The organism is Sphingomonas sp. (genome assembly GCF_013816785.1).
Classification (GTDB): domain Bacteria; phylum Pseudomonadota; class Alphaproteobacteria; order Sphingomonadales; family Sphingomonadaceae; genus Sphingomicrobium.
The window spans coordinates 21,593-27,953 of sequence record NZ_JACDDV010000030.1; the positions used below are offsets into that span (position 1 = coordinate 21,593).

6 protein-coding genes are annotated in these 6,361 nt (G+C 64.2%); 2 read left to right on the top strand and 4 right to left on the bottom strand.

Going from position 1 to position 6,361, the window contains the following annotated elements:
* Positions 1-50: 50 nt before the first annotated feature.
* From H0W65_RS07740 to H0W65_RS07755, 4 genes are all read right to left on the bottom strand, one after another.
* The gene (locus H0W65_RS07740; RefSeq protein WP_294006120.1) at positions 51-752 is read right to left on the bottom strand and encodes a transglutaminase-like cysteine peptidase; all 702 of its coding nucleotides are present in this window, start codon (positions 750-752) and stop codon (positions 51-53) included.
* Between the two features lie 164 nt (positions 753-916).
* The gene (locus H0W65_RS07745; RefSeq protein ID WP_294006122.1) at positions 917-1,447 is read right to left on the bottom strand and encodes a peroxiredoxin; all 531 of its coding nucleotides are present in this window, start codon (positions 1,445-1,447) and stop codon (positions 917-919) included.
* A gap of 57 nt (positions 1,448-1,504) precedes the next feature.
* A complete protein-coding gene (locus H0W65_RS07750; protein WP_294006123.1) occupies positions 1,505-1,657 on the bottom strand; it encodes a hypothetical protein in 153 nt (50 codons plus the stop codon).
* A 72-nt stretch (positions 1,658-1,729) separates the two neighbouring features.
* Entirely contained in the window at positions 1,730-1,918 is a 189-nt protein-coding gene (locus tag H0W65_RS07755; RefSeq protein ID WP_294006125.1) for a PspC domain-containing protein, read from the bottom strand.
* Between the two features lie 748 nt (positions 1,919-2,666).
* On the opposite strand from H0W65_RS07755, the gene H0W65_RS07760 reads away from it, so the two are divergent.
* Together H0W65_RS07760 and recQ are read left to right on the top strand one after the other, a co-directional pair.
* Positions 2,667-4,478, top strand: coding sequence for an ABC transporter ATP-binding protein/permease (locus H0W65_RS07760; protein WP_294006127.1), 1,812 nt, complete (start codon positions 2,667-2,669; stop codon positions 4,476-4,478).
* A 44-nt stretch (positions 4,479-4,522) separates the two neighbouring features.
* On the top strand, positions 4,523-6,304 hold the full coding sequence (gene recQ / locus H0W65_RS07765; RefSeq protein WP_294006129.1) for a DNA helicase RecQ: 1,782 nt from the start codon (positions 4,523-4,525) through the stop codon (positions 6,302-6,304).
* Positions 6,305-6,361 lie beyond the last annotated feature (57 nt).

Below are 6,361 nucleotides of genomic sequence, written 5' to 3' on the forward strand. Positions count from 1 at the left end.
TAACCGACGCTGCTGCATTTTGCGCGCGCAATCAGCCGCAAAGCAATGCCCTAATGGCGGGCGGCGCGGTCGGCGAAGCTGTGGAAGCGGCGGCCGTGGAGCCAGGTGGCATTCTTGCCGAGCGTGATGATCGGGTCGAATCGGCCATATTGCTCGGACTGCATCGGCGCGGGCCCGCGATCGTCGAGCACGTAGAACCGCCCTCCTGCTCGCGCGATCAGCAGGGTGTCGAGCCCGCGCGACTTGTCCTTGCCCACGCTGATATAGAGATCCCTGGGGTCGAACCCGGCCGCCTTCAGCGCCTGGATCTTGAGGATCGCTATATCCTCGGAATCGCCGAAACCGCGATTGAGCGTCTCGCCCGCCTCGGCCCAATAGTCCGCGATATGATAGCCGTCGAGATCGCGACGCCAGGCGATGCGGCGACCAACGTCGGCCTGGATCGCGGACAGCTTGGCCAGCGGGTCGAGGCCGCGCAGCGTCGCCGCCATCGCCAGCACCCGCGGGTCGGACTGGTCGGCCGCGCTTACTCGCCGCCAGCGCGCGTCATACAGCGTAACCCCCGCCGCCAGCGCCACCGTCCCAAAAACGTCGGGCTTGATCGGCGCCGTCACCGCCCGCGCGAGCAAATTTGTCGTGCGTTTGAGGAAGCTCTGTTGTGGAGGATTGGAACTGGTTTCGGCAGCGGCGGCAGGCAGCGGCGCCACCGCGATCGAGGCCAGCATCATTGCCTTCAAGAAACGAGTTGCCATCGGCCACTCCTCATAGTTGGCGGCACGATGGTTTTCGCTAAGCGTTAAAGAAAGCAGTTAACGCAATGAGCAAGAATTTAACGCAACGAGCGTGGCTCATATGTCACGTTGCCGACATAATGCCCCTAGCGGGTAATGGTTCCTTGGTTGAAACGAACGAAGACCTATTTGTTCATCGCCCGAACCGCCGTCAACGTCTTGGCGACATGGTCTTTCCAGTCAAGGTCGGAGTGAACCATGGCGATTCGGCCGTCGCGGGCAATGACATAGCTGGTACGGTTGGACATGGTGGCGACCGCACCGGCCAGTGGCATCGAAACGTCGTAGGCCTTGATCGTCGCCCTCGACGCGACCGCCACCGGGAAAGCGCTGCGGCAATGCTCGACCGAGAATTTCCTGAGCGTCGGGAGGTCGTCGGCGCTCATGCCGATCACCCGCGCTCCGGCCTTGCGGAAGTCGGGCGCGGCGTCGGCGAAGGCCTTGGCCTCAAGCGTGCAACCCTTGGTAAAGGCCTTGGGATAGAAATACAGGACCACCGGCCCCTGGCGCAGCTGCTCGGCGAGGTGAAGGCGGAAGTTCTTGCCGCCGAGCGCGCCCATCGTCTTAATATCGGGAGCCTTGGCTCCGACCGGGAGCGAAGCCGAGGCCGGTACAGCGAGCGAAGCAAGAACGAGCGAGAACAGCAGGCGGCGCATGATCATCTCCTCTGGCGGGGCCGAATGACCCTAGACGAGCCAGTCGCCAAGGCAAGCTCAGCCGAGCACCGACCCGAAGATCCACACGGCGGACATGGCGACGACGATCAGCAGCAGCGAGAAGCCCAGCACATAGCGGACGCCGTGCGCCTTGGCCCCGGCGGTCGCCTCGGTTTCGTTGAGGTGCACTTCGTCTCCGTCGCGGTCCATGAGCAGCTCCTTGGCGTGTCGCCCAACCTTAGCCCATGGCTCGGCCGCCGGGTAGGGGGCTTGCCGGCCCGATCAGCGGTCGTCGGTGGCGAGCCAGCCGGTAAGGATGTAAAGCAGCACCGCGACCGGTCCGGTGACCAGCGTGGCGACGACCATGGCGAGACGCACGATCAGGACGTCGACGCCGAGCCAGTCGGACAGGCCGGCGCACACGCCCATTGCCTTGGCCTTGGCGGGATTGAGGAAGAAGCGACCGTTCATGAGTTCAGGCTTTCTGTCGAGAGGAGTTGGCGAAAGCATGCGTCAGGCGATCGGCAGCGGGCCGACGGCGGCACTGACCATCAGCAATGAGGCGATGAACGACACGGCAAGGCCGACCGCGGCCTGGCGGGTCGAATTAAGCGAAACGAGCATTTCTAATCTCCCTTTTTACGAGCCAGCGATTGGGCTCGTGGCTTATATTGCAGGGAGCATGCCAATTCGAAAATGTTGTTTGTTTTCAGTGTTCCCGCGATACGCGTGCTAAAAACTGCGGGAGTTTAGCGCTAAGTATTGGGAAATTATCGCATACTCAGTTGGCTATCAGCCACCATTGGGTGCAGGCGTACGATGGCGCTCAAAATCTGGTCGGAAGCGGGGCCAACCAGGCTAGCTTTGGCGTGTGTTAACGACCTGCCGCTGCAATGGGGCCGAACGCTGCGCGGCTGGAGCTTTCGCCGGACGGCATTGAGCAAGAACGGTCGGAAAGTCGAAGTCGCCATTCGCGGCGAGCGAAGTCACCGTCGCCGCCTCGCAAGCGGCGCGGCTTTCGTAGCGGGTGGGCATCGTCGCGACCGGTGTGCAGGCGGCCGAGCCGTCGGCGCAACCAAGGATGGCGATGATGAAGAAACCCGGACCCATATTAAGTCTCCGCTGGCACTGACCCGATAACCAACGGGAAATCGCACAGTTCCAATCGGTTCGTCGCATCCGTTGCGGATGGCCTGCCGCCTCCCTACCTGTCAGCTCAATGGATAGCGTCGCCAAAGTCGAAAAACCGCAGAAGGGCAGCTTCGCGGTTCTGTGGCGTTTCCTGCCGATGCTCTGGCCGAAGGACGACCGCGAGCTTCGCTTGCGAGTCGTCGTCGCGGTGGTGCTGGTGTTCGCCGGCAAGGGAATCACACTGGCGATGCCGTTCGCTTACAAGGCTGTGGTCGACGCGATGAGCGGCGAGGCGGCGGCGTGGACCGCGGCCGCGCTGCTGGTGCTCGCTTACGCCGGTGCTCGCTTTGGCGGGGTATTGGCCGACAATTTGCGCAACGCTGTGTTTGAAAAGGTCGGTCAGTCGGCGGCGCGGCGGTTGTCGGCGCGAGTGTTCCGCCATGTCCACTCGCTGTCGCTTCGCTTCCACCTCGAGCGACGCACGGGCAGTCTGACCAAGGTTGTGGAGCGCGGCACCAAGAGCATCGACATGATGCTCTATTTCCTGCTGTTCAACATCGCCCCGACAATCATTGAGTTGACCGCGATCTGCATCATTTTCTACGTCAAGTTCGGCGCCGGACTGGTCGCGGCGACGCTCGGCATCGTCGCCCTCTATATCGGCTTCACCCGCCGGGTGACCGACTGGCGGACCAAGCTGCAGCGCGAGATGAACGAGGTCGACAACCGGGCGATCGGCCGCGCGGTCGACAGCCTGCTCAACTATGAGACGGTGAAATATTTCGGCGCCGAGGAGCGTGAGGCTCTGCGCTACGACGAGGCGGTCGGCACTTTCACCCGCGCGGCGGTGCGCAACGAAGTCAGCCTCGCCTGGCTCAACATTGGTCAGAGCCTGATCACCAATGCGATGATGGCCGGGGCGATGATCTTCACCGTGTGGGGCTGGAGCCAAGGCCGTTTCACCCCTGGCGACGTGGTGCTGGTCAATTCGCTGCTGATGCAGCTGTTCCGCCCGCTCGACATGCTCGGCTGGGTCTATCGCTCGGTCCGCCAGGGCCTGATCGATATGGAGGCGATGTTCGATTTGACCGACACGCCGGCCGAAGTGATCGACGCGCCTGATGCACGACCGCTGATCGTCACCGACGGGCATGTCCGGTTCGAGGAGCTGGCGTTCGGTTATGAGCCCGAGCGGATCATTTTGAAGGGCGTCACGCTTGACGTCCCGGCCGGCACCAGCCTCGCGGTGGTCGGACCTTCGGGCGCGGGCAAGTCGACCCTGGCGCGCCTCCTCTATCGTTTCTACGATCCGACCGCCGGGCGGATCATAATCGACGGGCAGGACATTGCCCATGTTACCCAGGCGAGCCTGCGCGCGGCGATCGGCATCGTCCCGCAGGACACGGTGCTGTTCAACGACACCATCGGGTACAACATCGGCTACGGGCGCGAGGACGCGTCACAGTCGGAGATCGCGGGCGCAGCGAAAGGCGCGGCGATCGACGGCTTCATTGCCGCCCTGCCGCAGGGTTACGAATCCATGGTCGGCGAGCGCGGACTCAAATTGTCGGGCGGCGAGAAGCAGCGCGTCGCGATCGCCCGCACGTTGCTGAAGGACCCGCCTCTACTCATCCTCGACGAGGCAACCAGCGCATTGGACAGTCGCACTGAGGAAGCCATCCAGGCGACGCTCGACGGGGTCGCGCGCAACCGCACGACAATCGTCATCGCTCACCGCCTGTCGACCATTGTCGGCGCCGATCAGATTGTCGTGCTCGACGATGGGCGAGTGGCCGAGCGCGGCACTCATGGCCAATTGCTCGGAAATGGCGGGCTTTACGCCGAACTTTGGTTGCGCCAAGCGGCGGAGCGCGAACTGGAAGAGGTCGCCGCCGAATAAGTCGCCGGGCTTGCGCGGCGGCCTTGCGCCTTCCAAGGAAAGCCGTGATCAGCGTCCAGCAACTCCTCCACGACCGCTTCGGCTTTTCCTCGTTCCGCGGTGTTCAGGAAGTCGTGGTCGAGCGGGCGGTTTCGGGCCAGCATACACTGGCGGTGATGCCGACTGGTGCGGGCAAGTCGCTGACCTATCAGCTGGCGGCGCTTGCCCGTCGCGGCACCGGCATCGTCATTTCCCCGCTGATCGCACTGATGCACGACCAAGTGCGGTCGGCGGAGGGGTTCGGCATCCGTGCTGCCGCGCTGACGAGTCTCAGCGAGGATCCGCGCGCGATCCGCGACGCACTGCGCGACGGGCAACTCGACCTGCTCTACGTCGCGCCTGAACGGGCGACGACCGAAGCCTTCGCGCGCTTGCTGGAGGAAGCCGAGATCGCGCTGTTCGCGATCGACGAGGCGCATTGCGTTTCCGAATGGGGGCATGACTTCCGCCCCGATTATCGCCTGCTGCTGCCGTTGCTCGACCAGCACCGCGACATCCCGCGCCTCGCCTTGACCGCGACCGCCGATCGCCGCACACGCGCTGACATCCTAATCCAGCTCGGCATTCCCGACGACGGGCTGATCGTCGCCGGGTTCGACCGGCCCAACATCCGATATCATGTCCGCCCGCGCGACGGGATCGGCTCGCAGCTCAAGACGCTGATGAAGGATCAGCCGGGTGCAGGGATCGTTTACGCCACCAGCCGCAACGCCACCGAGAAACTGGCCGAGCAATTGGGGAGCGGCTCGCGGCCCGCGCTCGCCTATCATGCCGGGCTCGAGGGGCACATTCGCCAGCGCAACCAGGCGGCGTTCGTCAGCTCCGAGGAAATGGTGATGGCGGCGACGGTCGCCTTCGGGATGGGGATCGACAAGCCCGACGTCCGCTTCGTCGCCCATGCCGGCATCCCCAAATCGATCGAGGCCTTCTATCAGGAAACCGGTCGCGCCGGCCGCGACGGCGATCCGGCCGAAGCCTGGCTGTTCTGGGGCGCCGAGGATTTCGCCCGTGCTCGCCGCCGGATCGAAACCGAGGTCGAGGAGGCGCGCCGACCAGGCGAGCGCGAGCGGCTGAATGCGCTCGCTGCTTTCGTCGAAGCCGCAACCTGCCGCCGCGCGATCCTGCTCAAGCACTTCGGCGAGGATCCGCCTGCGATGTGCGGCAATTGCGACAATTGCCTCGATCCGCCGGCGACGATCGACGTCACCGAGGTCGCGCGCAAATTGCTGTCGGCCGCTTTCCGCACCGAGATGCGGTTCGGCGTCGCGCATCTGACCGCAGTGCTGGCCGGCAACGACAATGAGAAGGTCCGCCAGTTCGGCCACCATAAATTGTCGGTGTTTGGAATCATGAGCGCCGACGAACAGGCGCTGATCCGCCCGGTCGCGCGCTCGCTGCAGGCGCGCGATGCGTTGCGAGCCGACGATTATGGGGGTTTAAGCTTCGGCCCCGGCGCCAGAGCGATCCTCAAAGGCGGTGAGAGCCTTGTCATCGCCGTCCCTCCCAAACACGTCCGGCGTAGGCGGCGCGGGGATGACCATCCGCACGACCCCTTGTTCGAGGCGCTGCGTGCTTGGCGGCGGGACCGCGCCAAGGACCAGAGCGTTCCGCCCTACGTCATCTTTCACGACAAGGTGCTGCGCGAAGTAGCGACGGCCAGGCCGCCCTCGCTTTCCGCGCTTTCCGCAATCGACGGGATCGGCGATACCAAGCTTGAGCGTCATGGCGAGTCGCTGCTCGCCGCCCTCAATGACGCGATGGAGATGGTCGATGCACCGGCAGCTTGACGACAAGACCCTGGTCAATGGCCAGATCGCACCCGAGGACGTCGCCCAGCTCAAGGC

What these genes read in the sequence shown, in the direction of transcription:
- H0W65_RS07750 (WP_294006123.1), bottom strand. Translation starts at nt 1,657, where the DNA reads ATGGACCGCGACGGAGACGAAGTGCACCTCAACGAAACCGAGGCGACC.
- H0W65_RS07760 (WP_294006127.1), top strand. Translation starts at nt 2,667, where the DNA reads ATGGATAGCGTCGCCAAAGTCGAAAAACCGCAGAAGGGCAGCTTCGCG.
- H0W65_RS07755 (WP_294006125.1), bottom strand. Translation starts at nt 1,918, where the DNA reads ATGAACGGTCGCTTCTTCCTCAATCCCGCCAAGGCCAAGGCAATGGGC.
- H0W65_RS07745 (WP_294006122.1), bottom strand. Translation starts at nt 1,447, where the DNA reads ATGCGCCGCCTGCTGTTCTCGCTCGTTCTTGCTTCGCTCGCTGTACCG.
- H0W65_RS07740 (WP_294006120.1), bottom strand. Translation starts at nt 752, where the DNA reads ATGGCAACTCGTTTCTTGAAGGCAATGATGCTGGCCTCGATCGCGGTG.